Below are 19,706 nucleotides of genomic sequence, written 5' to 3' on the forward strand. Positions count from 1 at the left end.
TTGGTAGTATTAGATATTAATTATCCATAAGAACATTGATTATTCGCTCATCTAAATATTCATTTTCCAACTTTTCAAGTTAAAGAAGTATACCTCTAGTAAATGAAAAATTGTCAAAGAAGTCAGCAAGTGTTATTAAGTAAGAATGGATTTATAGAAAATTAACATCAGTAGAAAAAGAAGAATTAAAGCTTTACCATAGAAGCGAAAGGGATAAGAGGATTTGTGATAGAATCAAAGCTGTTTTCATGTATGATGATAGCTATAGTATTGATGAGATATCGAAAGTGTTATTACTGAGTGATGGGGAGGGATAAGAAAACATTTAATAGATTATCATAATGCTCAGAAGCTTAAGCCTGGAAATGGCGGTAGTGATAGTAAACTTACTAGACAGGAGGAAGCAGAGTTAATAGTTCATCTAGAAAATAATAATTATGTGTATGCTAGAGATATAGGTTTGTTCATAGAACGTCAATATGGAGTAATCTATACATTAGCTGGGGTAATCAAGCTGTTACACAGACTTGGTTTTAGTTATCAGAAACCTAAGTTAATTCCTGGAAAAATAGATTTAGCTAAGCAAGAGGAATTTAAGCTGCAATATAGTTTGCTAAAAAATAATTTAGCTAAAGATGAGTCTATTTATTTTATGGATAGTGTTCATCCTCAATACCAAACTCGAGCAAGATTTGGTTGGATTAGAAAGAATGTAGTTAAAACATTACCAAGTTTCAGTGGTTGGAAGCGTAAACATATTATTGGTGCTATTAATCTTAAGGATTTAGAGGTAGTAACAACTGACAATCCTAAGGTTAATGGTGATTATATTATTGAATTTTTAAAGAAATTAGAAGCAAATAATCAAGATAAAAGTAAGATTTATTTGATATGCGATAATGCTGGATATCATAGGTCAAAAAAGGTAAAAGAATATCTACAATACAGTAAAATAGAGTTACTATTTTTGCCAGCATATAGTCCTAATTTGAATCCAATTGAACGACTGTGGAAATTTATGCATTCTGTTGTAAGTAACAATAAATTTTATGCGAATTTTGAGACATTTACTGATTCTATACGAATATTTTTTGAAAATATTGAAAAATATAAAAATAAAATTTCTTCATTGGTAAATGACAATTTTCAAACCATTGTGCCTAATCATTTTAACAACTCTTCATGTTGAAGAAGTATATAAGGATAGAGAACTGTTGAAGAAAGCATATTATAATGATAGAGACTATCATAAACTAAAAGCTGAACAAGACAAACAAAAAGAACAAAGGAAAGCAGAACAAAAGCGACTAGACCGTCTAAATTATGTACCTGAAAATAATCCTATTGACAAAGGTATAACATGGGTAGGTAAAGGGATATATACTTCTTTTACCTGAAGAATTGGTAGTATTAGATATCAATTATCCATAAGAACATTGATTATTCGCTCATCTAAATATTCATTTTCCAACTTTTCAAGTTAAAGAAGTATATATATGGCGGCACTGGTTGCTATGCGATATAACTGTAAAATGAAGCAATTATATTAACGTTTAATTGCTTCAGGCAAAAAAGCTAAAGTAGCTTTGGTTGCCGTCATGCGTAAAATTATTATTTGTTTAAATTCTATGCTAAAACATAACGAAATTTATCAAATTTAACGCTTTTTACTCTTGACTCTTAAGACGGTAGATTCCCGTCTCCGCGGGAATGACATAACAGGATTCCAGCAACAAATCTGCTAACTAAATCCCCACATCAAACACTTTAAAAATAAATACTAATTCGTCGGCCATCTCTTTCAAATAATCAAAGCGACCGGCAGAACCCTTATGTCCCGTATCCATATTCGTTTTTAATAATAAGGGATTATTGTCTGTTTTTAGTTCTCGTAATTTTGCTACCCATTTAGCAGGTTCCCAGTAACCTACACGTGGGTCGGATATACCACAAGTAATGAATAGAGCAGGGTAGTTTTGTGCTTTTACGTTATCATAAGGGGAATATGATTTAATATATTCAAAATATTCTTTCTCTTTCGGATTACCCCATTCATTATATTCTAAAAGAGTTAGAGGTAAGCTTTCATCAAGCATGGTATTAAGTACGTCTACAAATGGTACATGAGCAACGGCTAATTTATAGAGTTCAGGTTTTTCGTTGAGGACATAACCTATTAACATACCGCCGGCACTACCGCCCATTATTACTATATTATTGTTACTTGTATATTGCTCATTAATTAAAGCTTTACTACAAGCTATGAAGTCTTCAAAGGTTCTTTTTTTGGTTAAAAATTTTGCTGCTTCATACCAGCCATGACCTAGATCGTCACCGCCTCTAATATGAGCAACTGTGTAAATAAAACCACGATCGGCAAGCGTCACTGCCGTATTTCTAAAATTGACAGGCATGCTAGTCCCGTAAGCTCCGTATCCCATTAGATATAAAGGATTTGAGCCATCTTTTTTAAATAAAGATTTTTTATAAAACAAAGTGATAGGTACTTTTACATCACCATTATCTGCAAATATTCTCTCTACTTTATACTCTTCAGGATTAAAGCCTGAAGGTATTTCTTGGGTCTTTAATATCGTTAATCTATCGCTATCAAAATCGTAGCTATAAGTGGTATTTGGTCTTGCTAGAGAAGAGTAATTTACTCTGATATCGTCTTCTTCAAAGTTTGTAGAAAAGCTACTTGTTTGGAAACTTTCGTCAGGAAAATGAATTGTTTTTTCTTGTAAATCTTTAAATCGCTTTATTTTAATTAGCGGTAAACCTTGGTCACGATAATTTAAGATTAAATAATTATTTGTAACCTCAAAGCTTTTTAAATATTTGTCTTGTTCTTCCTTAATATAAATATCATCCCAATTAGCATTTTCAAAATTATTTACCGGTAGCTTTACAATATGGAAATTTTTAGCTTTATAATTAGTTTTAATATAAAAATAATCGCCATTATGTTCTACATCATAGAATATTTTATTTTCTGCAGCTCGTACTAATTTAGGAGTAAAATTATCATCCTGCATAGAAATCACGTAAATTTCATTTTCATTATAATCACCTGAATTTATAAAAATATATTCACTACTTGCAGATTTCTCACAGCTGATAAAATGAAGAGGGTTTTTTACTTCAAATATTAATTTATCCTGAGTAACATCTTCACCTAGACGGTGAAACATTACCTTATCCCAGCGTTGATTCTCATTAATAGTAATATAGAAAAAGCCGTTTAATTTTTCATGCCAAATCACAGTAGGAGCTATATCCGTTACATTATCAGGTAAGTATTTTTGCTCTTTAAGATTGTATATTTTGATATTATATTGCTCATTACCTGTAAAATTAACGCTATAAGCCATTAAATTTTGATTAGGTGACATTGCGACTTTGGCAACATCGGTAAAACCGCCGTTTGGAGTAAGAAGGTTAACATCTAATATTATCTCTTCATGTGCTTCCATACTATTATGCTTTCTACAATATATCGGATAATTTTTATCGCCTTCTACTCTATGGTAATAGTAATAATCTTTTTTCTTAACATAAACTGACTCATCGTCTAATTTGATTCGTTCTTTTAATTCTTCAAAAATCTTTTCCTTATCGTTTTGCAGATCGGCAAAGAAATTTTCGGTATATTTATTCTCAGCCTTTAAGTAGTCTAAAATTTTAGAGTCTTCTACATTTGGCCATTTAGGATCACGCAGCCATTGATAATCATCGTTTATTGTTTGTCCGTGGGCTTCAAAGCTATAATTTTGTTTATTTGCGATTGGTGGTTTCATGTTGTCGACCTTCATATATGTCATTCCTGCGAAAGCAGGAATCTAGGGATTAAGAATGTAAATAATTTTTTATTTTTCTGGATACTGTGGTCAAGCCACGGTATGACAGAGTGTTAAAATCAAACTAATTAATAGGAATAATATAATAAATATGGCAGTTTGCTGATTATGCCAAGCAGATATTTTACCTAAAATATTATCCCAAATAACCTTAAAATTAAGATATTCTTCTGTATCTTCGGTACTGTCTGTCCTTTCTTTATATTTATCGATACTGAAATATATAAATTTTTCAATATATTGGTATAGGTCAAGGTTTATGTTTTCTGTCGAAATGCGTGGTATTTTTCTAAAAATTAAAGCCAATAATACTGAGATTGCAAGGATAACTAGCTTAAAATTAGCAGTATGTGATATTTGAATAGGGTAGAATAAACATACGCATAAAGTTATGATGCACGAGGAGAGGTAGGTTATAGTTCTCATGTCATTCCCGCGAAAGCGGGAATCCAATAAGAACGAATTATTGTCATACTGTGGCTTGACCATGGTATCCAGAAAAAAATAAAAAAAAGACTGGATCCCGCGATCAAGTCGCGGGATGACATAAAGGTTACTGGATTCCCGCTTTCGCGGGAATGATATTGAGGACCGCGAGAATGACACGAAACTCTCCATCAACAACCCAAATAATACGGTACAAGTTGCTATCTTGGAAAATATAATAATATTATTTGCATCTAAAAGATTGGCAATTCCGTCTTTGATATAAGAAGAATTAATAGGCAGTATAGATGTATATATTAATATGCTAACTACAAACCCGCCTAATAAAATCAAATTAATTTGAGTATTTTGAAGATCTTGGTAATTTTTAATACTGTATTCATCTTCTATATAGGTAAAATATAAAGCAAATACCCCATTATATAGTATATGTATGAATATAAAGCTTGTAATAAGATAAGCTATGTTTGGAGAATTTATACTAATAGCCGCTAATATAAAGCCAAGCTGTGATACGGTAAGATAACATATTAATCGTTTAAGGTTTTTCTCAATTAGAGCAAATACTAATCCATAAATGATCATTGATATTCCAAAAAATTTTAATATATCAAGACCGCTAAATAATTTTAAAATGATAGTTAAAGTAACTTTAGTAGTAAAACTTATTAAATATACAATATCGCTACCTGAAGCTGCAGGATAGCAATTAACCACCCAGCCGTTTACAAAAATAGTGCCAAGATTAATCAAACAACCTGCAAGTATGAATATTGCCGGTAACTCAAACTTATACACTGATTCCGTTAAAGAAATAAAAGCTGTATTACCTGTTGCTTGGATTAGAAGAGTCATGCCAATTAAAATTAGCCCGCTGCTGAATAAATGAGTGAGGAAATATTGACGTGCCGGTTTTATCTTTAATTGGTCACAAAAAATAATTATACAGGCAAAAATCGTCATGAATTCAAGTGAGATTATCATGGAAATAAAATCAGCTGCAAACACGCATATAATAGAAGAGAGACAGTATAAACTACCTATTAGCGTCTCAAATTTTCTATTTTGGGAAATTGTATAAAGATTTAAGATAGCAGTGACAATTAGAAATGCTAAAGCTATTAGCTGATTTTGTGGGTTAAAATCAAACATAAGCTCAAAATTAGTAAGCGGAAATGTAAATCTGGTATTTTGAATAAACATTTTAATCTTTAGAAGAAACTGTTAAAACCTCTAGTCCTTGAATCCTCTTAAAGTCTTTTACATTTAAAGGTAATAGAGGATAACCATGCGTTATTGCCGTTGTAGAAATTAGCATGTCATTAGTATCGATAGTTATCTTTTCTTTACGTAAATTTTCTATAATTTTTGCATATATACGGGCTTCTTCAGTCTTAAAAGGTAATATTATAAGTGAATTGATTATATATTCGATAAAAACTAAACGTTTAATACGTCTATTTTCATTATCGGCTCTATCCGCACCTATTAATAATTCTGTTAAAGTAATAGGACTAATATAGCATTGTTCATATTCTTCTAGTACCTTATAGGTTAATCTACCTCTCTCTAAATCCACTAATATAGAGGTATCAATAACTACTTCCATTTATCATCTCTTTTAAAATCATATTTTTGACGTGCTTCATACACGACTTTTTTAAATTGTGCGGCATCATCATGGTCTAATATAGGTGCATGCTCAAAAAACTCTTTTAACGTTTTTTTTGGTTTATCAGCTGCATGTACAGGCGTAATTCTTGCTACGATATGGTTACCTTTTTGAACGTCAAAGCTCTCGCCTTTATAGTAAACTCTGTTCATAATATCTGAAAAAGATCGTACAAATTCTGTTGCTCTAATAATTTGTGCCATATTTATCCTCAAAAATAATTGCATATTGTATGATTATATGTAAATACATAAATTATGTAAATACATATTTATGTAATATAAACTAAAAATTCTCTGATTAAGATTTGGATAAAGTAAAATAATGTTATAGCTAAGGCACAAATGATTATACTGATTTCCATAGAGTAGGGGAGTGATTTTGTTACGCTAGATTCTATAAAAGAAGGTTTATAAATAGAGCTTAATATTTTAAGAAGGTAAAGGCTTGAAAATATGCTACTAGCTATTACGACAATCATAACTATGATTTGATTCTGCTCGCTTGCAGCAAGCAATATTGAGAATTTGCTTATAAATCCGCTAAAGATGGGTATACCGATTAATGATAATGAAGAGATAGATATAATAAAAGAAATTAAAGGAAACTCTTTAGATGTTCCATGCAAATCCTGTACTTGGTCAGCTTTCTTTAAACTGTAAATACTTCCCATACTGTAAAATAAGCAGATTTTTGTAAAAGAATGCGAAACTAAATGGAGTATTGCAGCTCCAAGTACTTTAGGTGTTAACATGCAAGCACTAAGTAAGGCAAGGCTTAATTGGTTCATAGTGGAGTAGGCGAGTATTTTTTTAATATTATCCGTGCCTAGTGCTTTGAGTGAGCTGTAAAATATACTCACTATCGGTATAAAAATTAACCAGTTAAACTCGGCAAATATCATTTGTAAATACGATAAGCCGAATATATATAATAGGATTTTGTAAATACAAAATAATCCGGTTTTAACCACTATTACGGCATGCAGTAAGCTACTAACAGGGTAATGTGCAACCATTGCGGCAGGAAGCCATGAATGTACTGGAAAAATTGCAGTTTTAGCAATACCAAAAATAAACATTAATAATAAGATAATGGATTGGCTTTGAGAAAAATAATTTTCTACTAGGCTGCCGCTTGCAAAATCTCCGTTACCGGTTTTAGCATAAATAATTATCACTGCCGGTAAAAACAACATTGTGGCAGAAATCATCAGAATTTTTAGATATTTGTATAACCCGCTAAGTACTATATTATTTTTGGTATGTCCTATTAAAAAAGCTGTAGAAATAGTTAGAAGCTCATAACAAATGAACATAGTGAATAAATTGCTAGATAAGGCAATTAAAACGCCAATTAGAATAGTTAAGTTAAAGAAAAATAAGAATCTAGAAGAGTGTTCTATATTATTAATAGCAAGATATTTAGGGGTATAAAGTAAAGCACAAATCCATAAAAAGCCTATTAAGCTTAAGAATATAAGCCCTAAAGGTTCAAGATGGAATCCTATAGAGTAATTACCAAATATATTAAATTCAAAGCCTGCTCTAATACCTTTTAAAAACAACCAGTCTATAATTAAAATATTCCCGAAGAAAAAAATAGCGATAGTAATAAGTAAAAAATTACGTATAAAGCTATCTTTTTTAGTGGCATACGGACTAGTTAAGTTTAATGCACCAACTAGCAAAGTTGATAGAATCAAAAGACTCGGAGTAGTAAATTGTGTAATCATGGTAAGCTGGTTATACTTTTTTTTTATAGTATGGTTAGGGTGTTACCTGTATGGCTTTCTATGTCATTCCCGCGAAAGCGGGAATCCAGTAAAGCATATAAAAACAAATTTTTATATTTTATATGCTTATTTTATCAAATATGTAACTTCTGTATTAATATTGAAGTTATTTTTCTGAATTCCCGCTTTCGCGGGAATGACATAGAGTAGGTTTTTCGGTCCATGCAACACGCCTTTTTTATTTTCTACCTTCATTTCTATAATTTAACCACTCTTCAAAATCAGAAGATTGTAAATTAATTTCTTTAGCAAGATTTCGGAGTCGGATATCTGCTGCTTTTCTTTTTTTAAAATTTTCTCTGTAATATAAAGTTTCATAATATTTATTTAATCAATTCTTCCAAAAAGTAACTTTCACCATTTTATAAGGATAAAATAGTGATCCTACGGAGCTGAGTAAGATTATAACAAAATCTAATAATAGTTTTTGTCTAAATAATAATTCGAGAATATTTACTTTGATAAAAAATAATGGGCTGATAGGTAAGCCGCAGCTGCAAATAATAATAATTATGGTTAAAACTTTGTTAGAATTCTTTTTATAGCTTTCATTATAAGCATCTATCAAGAAAAGAGCTATTTTATTTATACTGTCTGCAAGTAATAAACTCGGTAAAATTATTATACCGCCCTCAGTAACATATAATAGAAATACATAACCTATTTGAGTGAAACATGAATAAATTATAATATTCTTGAAGTCTTCTGCTCGGTAAGCAAAATACGGAGCTATAATAAGAGTAGTTAAAGCGATAGGTCTTATAAAATTTGTAATAGAAGTTTTAATCGTCTCATAGCCTATAATAATATAAGTAAATTTATATATTATATATATTCCTATTATAGTAGAAATCCCTGCTAAATATACTAAAGTGACTGAAGCCGTGTTATTATAAGCTCTCATCATCCAAAAATGCATAGGAAAAAAAGCAGTTTTTAAAATAGCTCCTATTAAGAAAAAACCGATAGCTATATTGATTATACGAGAATTAGGATATTCTTGTAAATAAGCTGCAACGTCTCTCATATTTAAGCTACCCGTAATGCTTAGTAAAAACCCTATAGCTATGAGAATAAGAGTCGCACCAATACTACCCATTATCAAGTAGTCAAAAGCTCCGATTAAAGATTTTGGATTATTACCTGAGGCTATCAATACATAGCTACTAAGTGCTGAAATTTCTATAAACACATATAAATTAAAGAAATCATTAGTACTAATCATTCCTAAATAACCCGTATGAGCGAATAATAATATACCATAAAATACAGATTTTCTATTGTTGTTGATATATTTTAAGATTATTCGATTAGTAATCTTATGACAAAAAACTAAAAAGAATACTAAAACCAAGTTAAGATAAATAATAATAGCTTGGTTTAGTGAAGTTAGCCGATATTCTATTCCTATTTTTGAACTCCATCCTCCCATGGTATAAGATAGCTCCGTATTTTGTATAATGCTATATCCATAAACACTGACCAAAAGGCTAGATAAAATGCAAATCGTAGTAATTACTCGTGCAAAGGTAATAAAGCGAAAAGATATTATTGAGAGTAAAGCCCCGAATAAAGGGAATAATATTTGTATGATAGGGAAATGGTTAGCTAGGATCATTTATACTCGTTGAACTTGAAAAATTGACTACGTCGTCTTTGTAAGACCTCGGATGCTCACGTATTTAGTATACGCTCCGCTCCTCGGCTTACAGCCTCCTTGCTCTTTTCCAAGTTGAACTTCGTATAACAACTCTTCATTTCACAGGAGTATATTTATCAAAATTAATTTCATTTTCTGATATTGTACCAAAATGTTTATAAATTTGATATATTAAACTTAAAGCTACGCTAAGAGTAGCAAACCCAACTACTATAGCAGTTAGCATTAATACATGAGGCAAAGGGCTAGTATAAGTAGTTAGCCCATCTTGTAAAATAGGTACACCGCCTGTTTTAACTTTTCCGATACTTAAATAAAATACTAATACCGAACTTTGAAAAATTCCAAGCCCGATAATTTTATGAATATAATTACGGCTTGTAAGCATTATAAATAAGCCGCTAGTTAGTAAAATCAAAGTAAGAAAGTATATTAAATGTGACATAATTATTTTCTGGATTGCCACGTCGCTTCGCTCCTCGCAATGACGTTGGTAGACATTAATATGCTTTGAAAGACTGATTAAATACACATGTGACTTTTTTACCCTTACGTATAGCGAGCTTAGGAAAAACCTGTTCAAGGATCACCATATTAGGATTATCTTGAGCAAGGCGATAATTTACTAAAGATTCTCGAAGTGAATCATCTACAGCAAAAATACTGGAAATTTCAGCGTTTTTGTCTCTAAATTGCAGATAAGTAAACTCGCCGTCGTCAAAAATTTTAATAGGAGCTATTTCTTCGCTGCCGCTAATATAATAATTAAAGTTATATTTTTCAGGATGAGTAAGATCGGGACTGGCTAGGAAAGCAGAAAAAGTTTGCATATGACCGCTCATATTGTCATTTTCGTCATCCGGGTAAAGAAACTTTACGTTAAAGACCATTTCAGGATCACGCATATCAAGAGTTTCGGCGGCATATAGTTCAAAGAAATAAGTCCGTTTATTAGTAATTAAAGTCATATTAGTAGTAGCATCCGGTTCCATCGGTTTAATAAAAATCCTATGACCGGCAGGTACTATTTGCCATGAAGTAGTATCTCCCATAGAAATACTGACTATTTCCTCGTCTCTTGCTAGTTCTATACTTGCTTGATAGCCGTAATATCCTGTGAATTTGAAAACATCGTCAGGGTTATAAGTCATAACTCTTAGACGCGGGTCTCGACCTAGAGGTCGTGATATAGTAAGAGCAAATACATCTAATGTAAGTATTATAAAAGTACAAAATATTATTAGTTGCTTCATATTATTTCTAATTTTTATTCCTTAATAACTTTAGCTTGTAACTAGTAACGGTAAAATTGAAGGGCATATCAGGTGATGTACTTGTTCTGATAGAATCCATTATAAATCCGATTCTTGCTTCCCATACCATATTTTCTAAAATTTTACCCGTACTATTTTGTGCCAATGATTCAAAAGTAACAACTGCCTCGTTATCGTTTATATTGTTAATTGATAATACATTAATTGAGCGTCTATATAGTTTTTGATATCTTATGACCGGTGATAATGAGTTATCAATATTCATAAAATTAGCAAATTGCGTATAAACAATACTCGTAGAAGCATTTTTGATAAAGGTAAATTGTTCTTTTAATATATCGTAATTATATTCTTCCCGTTGTTTTACATAATTCTGAAGCATAATATTTGCAACAGAGATATAAGGATTTGCTAATGTTGAATGTTTAGTATTAGTAACGGTAGCTTGTTTTTCGGCATCATCTTTTATTAAATAACTCACTTTTTCGTTTATTGGTAGCAATATGTTGATATTTATACAAATTAAGGTTAATAATAAGGTAAAAATCGTGCATATTAAAAGCAAAAGACTTCTATGACTTAACGGTAAGATATACTTAAAATTATACCATTTTCTTGCATCAATAAAATATTCGCCGGATTTTATATATTCTTGTATTGCGTTGGTTAATGGGTCCATAATTACTAGATTAATATCTAATTTTATTCTATTTTAACTCTATCATAATTATTATAATATGATTATGATTTGTTAATTTAAGGTTATTTAAGCTATAAAATAAGTTTATATTGTTGCTACAATACCAAATATTGTTTAACTTTAAAATTAAAATAAATAGATTATAAATTAAAATTATACAATAACAATTATTGATGGTAGTTATTATGTTGTACTCGTCCCACTTGAAAAATTGGCGACAATATATTTATAAGTCCGCAGGTAGCCACGTATTAAGTATATACTTCTTTTACCTGAAGAATTGGTAGTATTAGATATTAATTATCCATAAGAACATTGATTATTCGCTCATCTAAATATTCATTTTCCAACCTTTCAAGTTAAAGAAGTATACGCTCTGCTCTCAAGTTGAACTTCGTATAACTACTCTTTATTTACTTCAGAGTATAATAGTTTACAATCTTTTTAATATTTTTTTATATTTATAAATAGATTTTTTCAAAAAATGCTTGTGAACTATTGTATAGTAAGGTAATTTTAAAATAGTAACAAGATAATTTAATAATGTATAATTAGAATGTTAAAATCATTAAAGTTTCTATTAGTATTAATTATGCTTGCTCAATTGTTGTCATGTACCCCTTCAGCTCCTTATGAAATTAAAAGCCCGTGCGTTTCTGCTGATATAGATGATGGATCGAGTTTAAGCGTAAATCCTTGTATAAGAAGACCGGTTAATTCAGTAAATATAGCCTAAAAGTAATAGTTTTACACAATAACAATGTAATAATAAAAATACCTTTGATATGAATAATATATTTGGCTTCTTTAAATCAAGTAACAACTCGAAAAACGGTTCAGGAGATACACAAAATCAAGAAAGTATTAAATCGGCTAATCCTTTAAAAATTACTCAGAATTGGTATGAAGAGCGATCTGATAAGTTAATTGTTCAACGTAACTTACTTATCATATTAATAATACTACTAACCATTTTTATGGTTATATCAACTTTAGTAATAGCATTTGTAGTAAAATCCAAACAGTTTGATCCTTTTGTTATTCAGCTTAATAGTAATACCGGACGTGCCTCGGTGGTAGAACCTATTTCATCACCGGTGTTAACGGCGGATGAGTCTCTTACAAGGTATTTTATAAAGAAATACATAACGGCACGGGAAACATATAATCCAGTTGATTTTGCAACGATAGCTCGTACGACAATAAGATTATTTTCAACAAGCGGTGTTTATTATAATTATCTTGGTTATATAAGAAATAAAGATTTTGATCCTACGATAAAATATAAAGAAGATAATACTACATTTTTAGTAATAAAATCATGGTCAAAAATCGCAGCAGATAAATATATAGTTAGATTTTCCGTAAATGAAACATCAGGAAGCCAATTAGTTTATAATAAAATAGCGGTAGTAAGTTATGCTTATGTGCCTATGCAATTAACAGATTCAGAACTTGATATAAATCCGGTAGGGTTTCAAGTTAACGGATATAGGGTAGACGATGACAATAGTTAGATTTTATTTTTTAGTTTTGATATTATTAAGTGGTTTTACAGTACAACGAGAATGTCCACTTGTAGATGATCCATGTAATAATAGTAGTAATAATTATGTAGATGATTTATCTATAACTAAAGATAATAGGATAAAAACTTATATATATAATCCAAATGAAGTTTACTTGTTAGTTTTACATTTTGGCTTTCAATCGCATATAGAATTTGCTAAAAATGAAGAAATCCAAAATATAATTCTTGGGGATGCTTATGCTTGGAAAATAACTCCTTTGGCAAATAGATTATTTATTAAGCCTCTTGAAAAAGATATTCGTACAAATATGACTATTATAACTAATAAAAGAACATATGAATTTGATATCGCTTCTACAGAACTTATGATGGGCAACGAAAGGGATTTAGTATATGTAATTAAATTTTACTATCCTAAGAAAAATAGTAATTACATGGCAAGGTTTTAATAGGGTACTGTGTCATACCGTGGCTTGACCACGGTATGACAATTTTTGATATAAAACACTTTAACTAATATAATTTAGATATGGCTGAAGAGCAAAATAACAATAATAATACCGGTTCTTTATCAGGAGCAGATGCTCCTGAAGTACAGAGAGAATTATCAAAAGTTTCAGTTAGCTTTAATAAGAGTATTGCGATAGTAGTCGTAATTTGCGGTATATTTATATATATTTTTTATACTCTTTTTTTCGCTAATAAAAAAGAAGAAATACCGGAGACTCAAGTGCCGACTAATATTGTAAAACCTGTTACTGATGTTGATGATAATATTCCGGAGATTCCAAAGTTACCTGATCCGCCTAAGCTTGAGACGCCTACTGCTCCACCGCCTCCTCCTCCGGTAGTAGAAGTTCCACCGGTCTTACCTCCTACTACTCCTGTAGAAGAGAATAAAGACAAAACGCTTCCATTGCCGCCGGTTTCGTTGCCTTCGACTTCAGGAACGTTAGTTGAGAGTGATGCAGAGAAGCAACGTCGTGAAGCAAAAAGAAAATCAGCTATAGTGTTAGTTGGTGGTGTAGAGCCTAAAAAAACACAGGAACAGATTACGGCAGAAGCGACCTTTAAAGATCGTGGTGATATGTCTTTGGTTCTCGGACGCGGTAAATTAATTGATGCAGTACTTGAGACGGCAATAAATAGTGATCTCGGCGGTGAAATAAGAGCCATTATTAGTAGAGACGTATTTTCTGAGAAAGATAAAGTTATATTGATACCGAAAGGGTCAAAAATATTCGGTAAATATGCAACCTCAACTTCGTCAGACAGTTACGGTAGAGTTTCTATAATATGGGATAGAATCGATTTAACTAACGGTTATACTATAGAATTCGACTCACCTGCAGTTGATAATTTAGGTAGACCGGGCCTGCAAGGGAGAGTTGATAATAAATATAAAGAACAATTTGCAAATGCCGTATTACAATCTGGCTTTAATATAGGTCTTGCTAAAGTCCTTGATAAGTTAGTGCCGCCTCCTATAGATTCGCAGGCAGCAGCTACCAATAGTGCTACGGCAACACAATTGTTAAATACTGCTCAAACTATAGCGGCTAATACCTCGATTGATGCAAGTACTAGAATAGTTACGATTTGTACTAACGTACTTGCGGCTATTACCGATAAAACTTCGACTGCTTATACTACTATGACTCAAGCATGTACAACAGCACAAACTGCTTCTTCAGCGAATACTGCTGAGCAGAGACTTCAAACCTTAGTACAGGCAGTTAATACGGCAGCTTCAAGTTTGCTTACTACTACCTCTATCGCATCGACTCCGACACAAGCACAACAAGCTTCTACTCAAGCTTTTACGGGTGTGACGAATGTTGTACAAAATATGATAACGCAGCAGCAGTTTAAGCCGACGACAACGGTTAATCAAGGTACGCCGGTTAGAATATACGTTAATAAGGATTATAAATTCCCAAAAGCCGTTTTATTAAAATCGAAGGTAATGAAATGAATGGAGAATTTGCAGCCTTAGAGACGTTTTTACTTCCTTTTAAAAATTTATTTGCTGAAGACGGTATTAACGAGATTATGGTTAATAAGCCTGGGGAAGCATGGGTTGAAAAAAAAGGCGATATATATTCTAAGCAAATACCGGAATTGGATAGTGAACATCTACTTTCATTAGGGCGTTTAGTTGCTCAATCTACCGAACAGATGATTTCGGAAGAAAAGCCTTTACTTTCTGCAACTTTGCCGAACGGTTACCGTATTCAAATAGTATTTCCTCCTGCTTGTGAGATAGGACAAATCATTTATTCTATAAGAAAGCCTAGCGGTATGAATCTAACTTTAGATGAATATGCTAAAATGGGAGCATTTGATGATACTGCAACAGAGAGTTTAGTAGATGAAGATGCAGTAATTTTAAATAATTTCTTAGCTGAAAAAAAGATTAAAGAATTTATTAGACATGCAGTTGTTTCAAAGAAAAATATCATAATTAGCGGCGGTACTTCAACCGGTAAAACTACTTTTACTAATGCGGCACTTACTGAAATCCCTGCAATAGAAAGATTAATTACTGTAGAAGATGCTCGTGAGGTTGTGCTATCAAGCCATCCTAACAGAGTGCATTTACTTGCTTCCAAAGGAGGACAGGGACGTGCAAATGTTACTACTCAAGATTTAATAGAGGCATGTTTGCGTTTAAGACCAGATAGAATTATAGTAGGTGAGCTTCGAGGTAAGGAAGCTTTTAGTTTTTTGCGTGCTATTAATACAGGTCACCCCGGTTCAATATCAACACTGCATGCGGATAGTCCCGCTATGGCTATTGAGCAGTTAAAGCTTATGGTTATGCAAGCAGATCTTGGTATGCCGCCTGAAGAAGTAAAGAAGTATATTTTAACCGTTGTAGATATCGTTGTGCAGTTAAAACGCGGTAGCGGTGGGAAAAGATATGTTTCGGAAGTGTATTATAAGAAGAATAAGAACGCCGAAGGTATGGTGTAGCGTATACTCGATGAACTTCAAAAATTGGCTGCGTCGTTCTACAAGTTTTGCGGTGCTCACGTATTAAGTGTACGCTCCGCTCCTCGACTTGTGAACTCCTTGCTCTTTTTGAAGTTGATCTTCGTATACCGGTTCTTCATTGACGTATATGGTTCGTTTATGACATTGTTGCGTGGACCGGTAAATGCTCTTTATGTCACTCCCGCGTAGGCGGGAATCCAGCATAAAGGAGATAAAATCGAGCTTTAAAAATTTATTGTATTTAGATTTTTTATTAACTGGATTCCCGCCTACGCGGGAGTGACATAAACGAGCTGTGTAATAACGTCCTACTTACACGGAAATAACATCGGCAGTTTAGTAGGAATATTAACAGTATTAAGTAATAAGTAAAAACTAGGAATATCAATTCATGGAATGGCATAAGATACTTAAAGTTACTAGGAATATATTCGGTCATGCTATAATTCATCCGGTTGTTATTTTTTGTACCATTTGGATAAGCGGTGCATTTGTTGCAATTTTTACTAATGAGGTTGGAGCTTTAGGTGTAGATATAAATGCTATCAATATTGCTTATAAGTGGGCTTACTGGCTTATTAATGTTTGGGGGCAGTTAAAAATTGCCGACTATAATTATTTAAAATTGAAGCTACTTGCATCTCTTCTTGGTCCTGCTATTGTTGTCATAATAGTTTACATTAAAAACTTTGAAAGAATAAAATCATTACAATTTTTTGAGCAACTGGAAAAAGTATATGGAGATGCTAGCTGGGCTAATCCGTCAGATATAGAGGCTGCTGGTCTTAGATCCAAAAAAGGTATGTTAATAGGTGTTGATGCCGGTGGATATTTTGTTGCAGACGGGTTCCAGCATGCTTTATTATTTGCTCCTACAGGTTCAGGTAAAGGTGTGGGTTTTGTGATACCTAACCTGTTATTTTGGAGTGATTCAGTAGTAGTACATGACATAAAGCTTGAAAATCACGGTTTGACGAGCGGTTGGCGTGAGAAACAAGGTCAGAAAGTTTTTGTATGGGAGCCTTCTAATCCCGATGGTATTACGCATTGTTATAATCCGATTGATTGGGTTAGTACTAAGCCCGGGCAGATGGTTGATGACGTGCAGAAAATTTCAAATCTTATAATGCCGGAAAAAGATTTTTGGAATAATGAAGCACGAAGTTTATTCTTAGGTGTAACTTTATATTTAATAGCCGATCCTACTAAAACTAAATCTTTCGGTGAAGTAGTGCGTACCATGAGAAGTGACGACGTGGTTTATAATCTAGCGGTCGTACTCGATACGCTTGGCGGTGTAATACATCCTGTTGCATATATGAATATTGCTGCGTTTTTACAAAAAGCCGATAAAGAGCGTTCGGGCGTAATATCTACAATGAACTCATCGCTTGAATTATGGGCAAACCCGCTTATTGATTCGGCTACTGCATCTTCTGATTTCAACGTACAAGAATTTAAAAAAGTAAAAACAACCGTATATGTAGGGTTAACACCCGATAATATACAGCGTTTACAAAAATTAATGCAGGTGTTTTATCAGCAGGCTACAGAGTTTTTAAGCCGTAAAATGCCGGATTTAAAGGAAGAGCCGCATGGGGTAATGTTCTTGCTTGATGAGTTCCCGACACTTGGAAAGATGGATACTTTTAAAGCCGGTATAGCTTATTTTAGAGGTTATAGAGTTCGGTTATTTTTGATTATTCAAGATACGCAGCAGTTAAAAGGAACATATGAAGATGCGGGGATGAATTCTTTCTTATCTAATGCAACATACCGTATTACTTTTGCTGCTAATAGCTATGAAACGGCAAATTTAATATCGCAGCTTGTCGGTAATAAGACGGTAGAACAAAGATCATTTAGTAAACCTTTATTTTTTGACCTTAATATTTCTACTAGAACCCAAAACGTTTCTCAAGTTCAAAGAGCTTTACTTTTACCTCAAGAAGTAATACAGTTACCGAGAGATGAGCAAATTGTTTTAATAGAATCCTTTCCGCCTATAAAATCTCGTAAAATTAAGTATTACGAAGATAAATTTTTTACTAGTAGATTATTACCGCCGACTTTTGTACCTACTCAAGTACCTTTTGATCCTAGGGCAAATAATAATGAGGCTTCTGAAGAGACTGAAACAACAACTGCTCCGGAAAATAATGAGTAAGATCCAAAAATGCGTTCAGCTATTATTGATATCGGTTCAAATGCTTTAAGAGCTGTAGTTTATGAAAGTGATGAGCTTGGAGCTCCGGAAATTTTTAATTATAAATTTAGAAATTATCTTACAAATTTACTTAATTTAGATAATTTAGACGTAAAACATCAAACATATTTATCTCTACAATATCTTATCCATATTTTTACCAAACTGTCCGTTACTAATATTAGATGTGTTGCCACAGCTATACTTAGGGGGCATCCTAAAGCAGATGAATTCAAAGCTATAATTAAAAAGAGATTCAATATTGATATTGAAATTATCTCAGGTGAACGTGAAGCTTATTTAACAGCTGCCGGATTAATTTCCGGTATTAGTGATGCTTTCGGTATTGTAGCCGATCTTGGCGGTGGAAGTCTTGAGCTTGCTCAGATTGGAAATAAAAAAGTCGGTAAATTAAAATCATTGCCGCTCGGTACAAAAATTATTGCTAGTAGCAATTTTGGTGATGTTGGACTGATTACTAAAATGCTAGAGGAAGAATTTGGAGCTGCACATCATCCTAATTTATATTTAATTGGCGGTGCATTACGTCTAATGAGCCGTATATATATGGAGTCTATAAATTATCCCCTTAAAAATTTACATAATTTTGAAATAAATCGTGTAGAGTTTGAGTTATATTTAGAGAAATTATCGCAAATCGATAAATTAAAGCTGAGTTATTACGAGCAGAAAGCCATAAATTATAATGCAGTTCTAGTAATAAAAGCGATGATTAAGGTATTTTCACCGGAAAAGATTATTATCTCAAATTACGGTTTAAAAGAAGGAGTAAGATTTGATTCGTTACCGTCTCATGAAACAGAAAAAGATATTATTTATGAGAGGGTGAAGAGATTAGTAAAATTTGATAGAAATATATGTAAAATTGAAAAATATATTGAAGCAGTACAATATCTTTTAATTAATTTCGATGCTACGACTCTTATTATTATTGAACTCGCTATAATGCTAGCACAATATAATAAAAATATTGATAAAACCCTCAGAGCAAATTTTGTTTCGGAATTTATACTATCTTCAGACATTCCTTTTAGTCATAGACAGCGTCTTATGCTCGGCATTGCTCTTACGGTTACTTATACTGCTAAAACTGACATGAAGATTAATAAAATAGCTAAGAAAATGATTAGTAAAAGTGATTATTATAACAGTCATATAATCGGTTATTATATAAAAATTGCTAGAGAAATTGATGGACCGGAATTCCAAGAACCTTCTTTTTCGATTAAATTAAAAGACGATAAATTTTTACAAATTAATGCTTCAAATATCTTGCCTAAACAAGTTTTTGAAAAGGTTTGTGAACGTTTAAAAGATATAAGTGCTGCTAGAAAAAATACTAGTTATAATTTTAGTGATTAGAGTTTTTTTGTTATAGTGCCGGATAGTTTTTGAAAAGCCGGTGATGTCATCCCTGCAAGGCGTTATTGCGTGGACCGCTTTTCAACATCATTGCGAGGAAAAACTGCAAGTTTTGACGAAGCAATCTCGTGCTAAAGTCCTGAGATTGCCACGTTCCTTTTAGTCGCACGCAATTACGATT

At 32.2% G+C, this 19,706-nt stretch carries 18 protein-coding genes and 2 pseudogenes; 10 read left to right on the forward strand and 10 right to left on the reverse strand.

Going from position 1 to position 19,706, the window contains the following annotated elements; genetic code table 11:
- Window positions 1–328 precede the first annotated feature (328 nt).
- The 3 genes and pseudogenes from AC5584_RS06700 to AC5584_RS06710 all read left to right on the forward strand — a co-directional run.
- Complete coding sequence (locus AC5584_RS06700) at window positions 329–1,189, forward strand: IS630 family transposase (RefSeq protein ID WP_499216963.1); 861 nt, start codon at window positions 329–331, stop codon at window positions 1,187–1,189.
- Window positions 1,190–1,214: 25 nt separating this feature from the next.
- On the forward strand, window positions 1,215–1,397 hold the full coding sequence (locus tag AC5584_RS06705; protein WP_499216264.1) for a hypothetical protein: 183 nt from the start codon (window positions 1,215–1,217) through the stop codon (window positions 1,395–1,397).
- Window positions 1,398–1,484: 87 nt separating this feature from the next.
- Window positions 1,485–1,661 (forward strand): annotated as a pseudogene (locus tag AC5584_RS06710) (IS110 family transposase); the annotation flags it as partial.
- A gap of 84 nt (window positions 1,662–1,745) precedes the next feature.
- Here AC5584_RS06710 and AC5584_RS06715 read toward each other — a convergent pair.
- The 10 genes and pseudogenes from AC5584_RS06715 to AC5584_RS06760 all read right to left on the reverse strand — a co-directional run bounded on the left by AC5584_RS06715 (window position 1,746) and on the right by AC5584_RS06760 (window position 11,387).
- Window positions 1,746–3,800: a S9 family peptidase gene (locus AC5584_RS06715; protein ID WP_499216265.1), complete on the reverse strand. Its 2,055-nt coding sequence runs from the start codon at window positions 3,798–3,800 to the stop codon at window positions 1,746–1,748.
- A 90-nt stretch (window positions 3,801–3,890) separates the two neighbouring features.
- On the reverse strand, window positions 3,891–5,510 hold the full coding sequence (locus AC5584_RS06720) for a proton-conducting transporter transmembrane domain-containing protein (RefSeq protein ID WP_499216266.1): 1,620 nt from the start codon (window positions 5,508–5,510) through the stop codon (window positions 3,891–3,893).
- A 1-nt stretch (window position 5,511) separates the two neighbouring features.
- Window positions 5,512–5,916 (reverse strand): PIN domain-containing protein, encoded by a 405-nt coding sequence (locus tag AC5584_RS06725; protein WP_499216267.1) that lies wholly within the window; start codon window positions 5,914–5,916, stop codon window positions 5,512–5,514.
- Window positions 5,907–6,182: a hypothetical protein gene (locus AC5584_RS06730; RefSeq protein WP_040257344.1), complete on the reverse strand. Its 276-nt coding sequence runs from the start codon at window positions 6,180–6,182 to the stop codon at window positions 5,907–5,909. The genes AC5584_RS06725 and AC5584_RS06730 overlap by 10 nt, the downstream gene beginning before the upstream one ends.
- Window positions 6,183–6,250: 68 nt before the next feature.
- Window positions 6,251–7,714 (reverse strand): proton-conducting transporter transmembrane domain-containing protein, encoded by a 1,464-nt coding sequence (locus tag AC5584_RS06735; protein WP_499216268.1) that lies wholly within the window; start codon window positions 7,712–7,714, stop codon window positions 6,251–6,253.
- Between the two features lie 391 nt (window positions 7,715–8,105).
- Window positions 8,106–9,392 carry a proton-conducting transporter transmembrane domain-containing protein gene (locus AC5584_RS06740; RefSeq protein ID WP_499216269.1) on the reverse strand — a complete coding sequence of 429 codons (1,287 nt, stop codon included), beginning with the start codon at window positions 9,390–9,392 and terminating at the stop codon, window positions 8,106–8,108.
- 56 nt (window positions 9,393–9,448) lie between these two features.
- Window positions 9,449–9,547, reverse strand: a pseudogene (locus AC5584_RS06745) (palindromic element RPE5 domain-containing protein); the annotation flags it as partial.
- A complete protein-coding gene (locus AC5584_RS06750; RefSeq protein ID WP_041079421.1) occupies window positions 9,529–9,879 on the reverse strand; it encodes a Na+/H+ antiporter subunit C in 351 nt (116 codons plus the stop codon). The gene AC5584_RS06750 and the pseudogene AC5584_RS06745, both read right to left, overlap by 19 nt.
- Window positions 9,880–9,934: 55 nt before the next feature.
- Complete coding sequence (gene virB9, locus AC5584_RS06755; protein ID WP_499216270.1) at window positions 9,935–10,687, reverse strand: P-type conjugative transfer protein VirB9; 753 nt, start codon at window positions 10,685–10,687, stop codon at window positions 9,935–9,937.
- A gap of 7 nt (window positions 10,688–10,694) precedes the next feature.
- Window positions 10,695–11,387 (reverse strand): VirB8 family type IV secretion system protein, encoded by a 693-nt coding sequence (locus AC5584_RS06760; protein WP_499216271.1) that lies wholly within the window; start codon window positions 11,385–11,387, stop codon window positions 10,695–10,697.
- 577 nt (window positions 11,388–11,964) lie between these two features.
- Between AC5584_RS06760 and AC5584_RS06765 the strand changes: the two genes are divergently transcribed.
- The 7 genes from AC5584_RS06765 to AC5584_RS06795 all read left to right on the forward strand — a co-directional run bounded on the left by AC5584_RS06765 (window position 11,965) and on the right by AC5584_RS06795 (window position 19,525).
- A complete protein-coding gene (locus AC5584_RS06765) occupies window positions 11,965–12,144 on the forward strand; it encodes a DUF2706 domain-containing protein (RefSeq protein WP_011270796.1) in 180 nt (59 codons plus the stop codon).
- A gap of 49 nt (window positions 12,145–12,193) precedes the next feature.
- Entirely contained in the window at window positions 12,194–12,925 is a 732-nt protein-coding gene (locus AC5584_RS06770; RefSeq protein WP_499216272.1) for a VirB8 family type IV secretion system protein, read from the forward strand.
- Window positions 12,912–13,388 carry a TrbG/VirB9 family P-type conjugative transfer protein gene (locus AC5584_RS06775; RefSeq protein ID WP_499216273.1) on the forward strand — a complete coding sequence of 159 codons (477 nt, stop codon included), beginning with the start codon at window positions 12,912–12,914 and terminating at the stop codon, window positions 13,386–13,388. The genes AC5584_RS06770 and AC5584_RS06775 overlap by 14 nt, the downstream gene beginning before the upstream one ends.
- A gap of 80 nt (window positions 13,389–13,468) precedes the next feature.
- Complete coding sequence (locus AC5584_RS06780; protein WP_499216274.1) at window positions 13,469–14,914, forward strand: TraB/TrbI/VirB10 family type IV secretion system protein; 1,446 nt, start codon at window positions 13,469–13,471, stop codon at window positions 14,912–14,914.
- Complete coding sequence (gene virB11 / locus AC5584_RS06785) at window positions 14,911–15,915, forward strand: P-type DNA transfer ATPase VirB11 (RefSeq protein ID WP_499216275.1); 1,005 nt, start codon at window positions 14,911–14,913, stop codon at window positions 15,913–15,915. The genes AC5584_RS06780 and virB11 overlap by 4 nt, the downstream gene beginning before the upstream one ends.
- Window positions 15,916–16,327: 412 nt before the next feature.
- Complete coding sequence (locus AC5584_RS06790) at window positions 16,328–18,103, forward strand: type IV secretory system conjugative DNA transfer family protein (RefSeq protein WP_499216276.1); 1,776 nt, start codon at window positions 16,328–16,330, stop codon at window positions 18,101–18,103.
- A 9-nt stretch (window positions 18,104–18,112) separates the two neighbouring features.
- Complete coding sequence (locus AC5584_RS06795) at window positions 18,113–19,525, forward strand: Ppx/GppA phosphatase family protein (protein ID WP_499216277.1); 1,413 nt, start codon at window positions 18,113–18,115, stop codon at window positions 19,523–19,525.
- Window positions 19,526–19,706: the final 181 nt, after the last annotated feature.

This window comes from Rickettsia endosymbiont of Villa modesta, from assembly GCF_964026485.1.
GTDB classification, from domain to species: Bacteria; Pseudomonadota; Alphaproteobacteria; order Rickettsiales; family Rickettsiaceae; genus Rickettsia; species Rickettsia asembonensis.

What these genes read in the sequence shown, in the direction of transcription:
- AC5584_RS06735 (WP_499216268.1), bottom strand. Translation starts at nt 7,714, where the DNA reads ATGATTACACAATTTACTACTCCGAGTCTTTTGATTCTATCAACTTTG.
- AC5584_RS06715 (WP_499216265.1), bottom strand. Translation starts at nt 3,800, where the DNA reads ATGAAACCACCAATCGCAAATAAACAAAATTATAGCTTTGAAGCCCAC.
- AC5584_RS06770 (WP_499216272.1), top strand. Translation starts at nt 12,194, where the DNA reads ATGAATAATATATTTGGCTTCTTTAAATCAAGTAACAACTCGAAAAAC.
- AC5584_RS06775 (WP_499216273.1), top strand. Translation starts at nt 12,912, where the DNA reads ATGACAATAGTTAGATTTTATTTTTTAGTTTTGATATTATTAAGTGGT.
- AC5584_RS06720 (WP_499216266.1), bottom strand. Translation starts at nt 5,510, where the DNA reads ATGTTTATTCAAAATACCAGATTTACATTTCCGCTTACTAATTTTGAG.
- virB9 (WP_499216270.1), bottom strand. Translation starts at nt 10,687, where the DNA reads ATGAAGCAACTAATAATATTTTGTACTTTTATAATACTTACATTAGAT.
- AC5584_RS06795 (WP_499216277.1), top strand. Translation starts at nt 18,113, where the DNA reads ATGCGTTCAGCTATTATTGATATCGGTTCAAATGCTTTAAGAGCTGTA.
- AC5584_RS06740 (WP_499216269.1), bottom strand. Translation starts at nt 9,392, where the DNA reads ATGATCCTAGCTAACCATTTCCCTATCATACAAATATTATTCCCTTTA.
- AC5584_RS06725 (WP_499216267.1), bottom strand. Translation starts at nt 5,916, where the DNA reads ATGGAAGTAGTTATTGATACCTCTATATTAGTGGATTTAGAGAGAGGT.
- virB11 (WP_499216275.1), top strand. Translation starts at nt 14,911, where the DNA reads ATGAATGGAGAATTTGCAGCCTTAGAGACGTTTTTACTTCCTTTTAAA.
- AC5584_RS06765 (WP_011270796.1), top strand. Translation starts at nt 11,965, where the DNA reads ATGTTAAAATCATTAAAGTTTCTATTAGTATTAATTATGCTTGCTCAA.
- AC5584_RS06780 (WP_499216274.1), top strand. Translation starts at nt 13,469, where the DNA reads ATGGCTGAAGAGCAAAATAACAATAATAATACCGGTTCTTTATCAGGA.
- AC5584_RS06790 (WP_499216276.1), top strand. Translation starts at nt 16,328, where the DNA reads ATGGAATGGCATAAGATACTTAAAGTTACTAGGAATATATTCGGTCAT.
- AC5584_RS06760 (WP_499216271.1), bottom strand. Translation starts at nt 11,387, where the DNA reads ATGGACCCATTAACCAACGCAATACAAGAATATATAAAATCCGGCGAA.
- AC5584_RS06750 (WP_041079421.1), bottom strand. Translation starts at nt 9,879, where the DNA reads ATGTCACATTTAATATACTTTCTTACTTTGATTTTACTAACTAGCGGC.
- AC5584_RS06730 (WP_040257344.1), bottom strand. Translation starts at nt 6,182, where the DNA reads ATGGCACAAATTATTAGAGCAACAGAATTTGTACGATCTTTTTCAGAT.